This is a genomic window from Kitasatospora sp. NPDC056327, from assembly GCF_042261735.1.
In the GTDB taxonomy this organism is placed as follows: Bacteria; Actinomycetota; Actinomycetes; order Streptomycetales; family Streptomycetaceae; genus Kitasatospora.
On record NZ_JBHJRC010000325.1, the window covers coordinates 6,419 to 9,072 of the forward strand.

Sequence of the window (2,654 nt, forward strand, 5' to 3'; positions counted from 1 at the left end):
GTTAAGGGGTTACGGGGTTACGGCCCCACGGGGTGGCGGGGGGGGGGGGCGGGGGGTGGCCGGGCCGGGGGTGGGCGGCGGCCGCCGCCCACCCCCTCGCGTGCCGCTGGTCACTCCACGACGAAGTCCGCCATCATCGCCATGTCCTCGTGCTCCAGGTTGTGGCAGTGCAGCATGTACGCCCCCTCGTAGTCGGAGAACCGCACCAGCACCTCCACCGCCTCCGCCGGCCGCAGGTCCACGGTGTCCTTCCACCCCGCGTCGTACGGGCCCGGATCCCGGCCGTTGCGGGACAGCACCTGGAAGGAGTTCAGGTGCACGTGGACGGGGTGGTGGACGTCGCTGAAGAACCGCCAGATCTCGGTGCTGCCGAGGGCCGGGCGGGCGAGCGCCCGGCCCGGCCGGTACGCCTGGTTGTTGATCGTCCAGCCCGCGTTGCGGCTGCGGCGGAAGCCGAAGACCCGGGTGGCGACGGCGGCCCCCGGGTCGAGCTCTTCGAGGGTGCAGAGCCGCTCGGGGAGCTCGGGGTCGTCGTCGGGCGTGCGCGAGCCGACCTCGAACAGCATCACCTGCTCCGTCCCGTCGCCGCCGAAGCGGTTCATCAGCCGCACCGCGGTGCCGGGCCGGTAGCGGGAGAAGTCGACCACCAGGTCGAAGCGTTCGGCGGGGGCGATCTCCACCGCGTCGTGCGCGAGCGGCGCCGCCAGCAGCCCGCCGTCGCCGCCGATCTGGACGAGCGCGTCGCCGCCGGGCGGCTGCGGGTCGAGTTCCAGCCGGTAGAGGCGGGCGTTGGAGGCGTTGAGGACGCGCAGCCGGTAGCGGGCCCGGTCCACCGCGACGCGCGGCCAGGGCGCGCCGTTGACCAGGATGACGTCCCCGAGGACGCCGTTCATGTAGTCCTCGGTGACGCCCGGGACGGCGAGCTCGTCGTCGACGGCGGGGTAGGCGAAGGAGCCGTCGGCGGCGAAGGAGCGGTCGGCGAGCATCAGCGGGAGCTCGCGCTCGCCGCGCGGCAGCGGCAGCGCGTCCTCCTCGTCGTCGCGGACCAGGTGGAAGCCGGCCAGCCCGCGCCAGACGGCGGGGCCGGTGAAGCCCATCCGGTGGTCGTGGTACCAGAGGGTGGCGGCGCGCTGGTGGCCCGGATAGGTGTAGCCGCGCTCGCCGGTGACGGCCCGGGAGAGGTCGACGGCCCCCTCCATGCCCGGCATCCCCGCCATCCCCGCGTGACCCGCCGCGGTGCGGCCGGGGGCGCGGTCCCCGGAGGAGCCGGCGGCGGACCCGACCGGGAGGACGAGGTCCAGCGGGTAGCCGTCGCTGTCCTCCGGGGTGTGGCCGCCGTGCAGGTGGACCACCGAGGGCACCGGCAGCTCGTTGCGGTGGCGCACCACCGTGCGGCGGCCCGCGCGGGCGACCAGCGTCGGCCCCGGGAAGGTGCCCCCGTACGTCCAGGCCTCGGTCCGCACACCGGGCAGGATCTCCAGCCGGGCCACCCGCTGGGTGATCTCGTAGGAGTCCGTGGTGGCGTCGGAGTGGACCGGGGCGAGCACCGCCGGGACCGGGAGGGGCAGCTGGAACGGCTCCGGCAGCGGGATCTCGCTGCTCAGCAGCCGGCCGGGCCGGGCCTCGGCCAGCAGCCGGGCTGCGGCCGGGACGGCGAACGCCCCGAGGGTGCCGGCGCCGAGCACGGCCGCGCCGGCGCCGAGGAACCGGCGGCGGTTCACTGCGCCACCTCCGCCGGGCCGGAGCCGGTGAGGGTGCCGGGACCCGCCGGTCCGCCCGCCACGGCCGGTCCGCCGGTCCCGGCGGGTCGTGGCAGCCGGCCGGTGCCGTCCTCCGGTGCCCCGTCGGCCCCGGCGGACGCGTCGGCCCCCGCGCCCCCGGCGTCGACCCGCGCCGACGACGGCACCGACGGCGGCGGCGGCGGCGGCGATGCCGGCGACGGCAGCCGCCAGGTGCCGACCAGGACGAACAGCACCGCGCTCACTGTCAGCACGCCCAGCGTGAGGTGCACGCCGACCGCCCGCTCGTAGCCGGTCACCATCTGCGCGCCGACCACGGCCAGCAGCAGCGCGGTGGTCCCCAGCGGCCACCGCGGCCCGCGAACCCCCGCCGGCCCGCCGGCCCGGCGCAGGAGCAGCGCGGCCGCGACGAGCTGGACCACCAGCACGCCGCCCAGCGCCGTCGCGGCCACCTCGTGCGCCCGCAGCGCCTCGTAGTGGCCGTTGAGGAAGCCGCCCGCCAGCACCGTCTGGGCCACCGCGAGCGCGGCGGACGCGGTCGCGGCGGTCCGCAGCAGGAGCCGCGGCAGGCGCGCCGCCGGGGGCGCCGGCGCGTCGGCCGAAGGACCCGCCGGCGGGAACAGCGGCAGGCGGGGCGTACGGGTCACCGGGGGACTGCTCAACGGTCGGCCTTCTCTCTGCCGGGCGCGCCGCGGCGGGGTGGGCAGGCCGGGTTGACGGGCATGCCGGAGACGCTCGGCGCGGGGAAGCGGTCGGGACGGCGCTCCGGGGCACGCGGCTCCTGGACGGACGCGGCCGGGAGCGCCACTGATCACACATCACTATCGGTGTGGATCAAGCGATTTCCGGTCGCGGACCACCCTGTCGCGCCTGTTCAGCGCGTCGTTGTCACCCGGACGGGCGGTGCGCCGGCCC

2 protein-coding genes are annotated in these 2,654 nt (G+C 77.1%); both read right to left on the minus strand.

Annotated elements, in window-relative coordinates; genetic code table 11:
• Positions 1-110: 110 nt before the first annotated feature.
• Positions 111-1,721, minus strand: coding sequence for a multicopper oxidase family protein (locus tag ACFCX4_RS31380; RefSeq protein ID WP_376149914.1), 1,611 nt, complete (start codon positions 1,719-1,721; stop codon positions 111-113).
• Positions 1,718-2,386, minus strand: coding sequence for a hypothetical protein (locus ACFCX4_RS31385; protein ID WP_376149917.1), 669 nt, complete (start codon positions 2,384-2,386; stop codon positions 1,718-1,720). Before ACFCX4_RS31385 ends, ACFCX4_RS31380 begins: the two co-directional genes overlap by 4 nt.
• Positions 2,387-2,654: the final 268 nt, after the last annotated feature.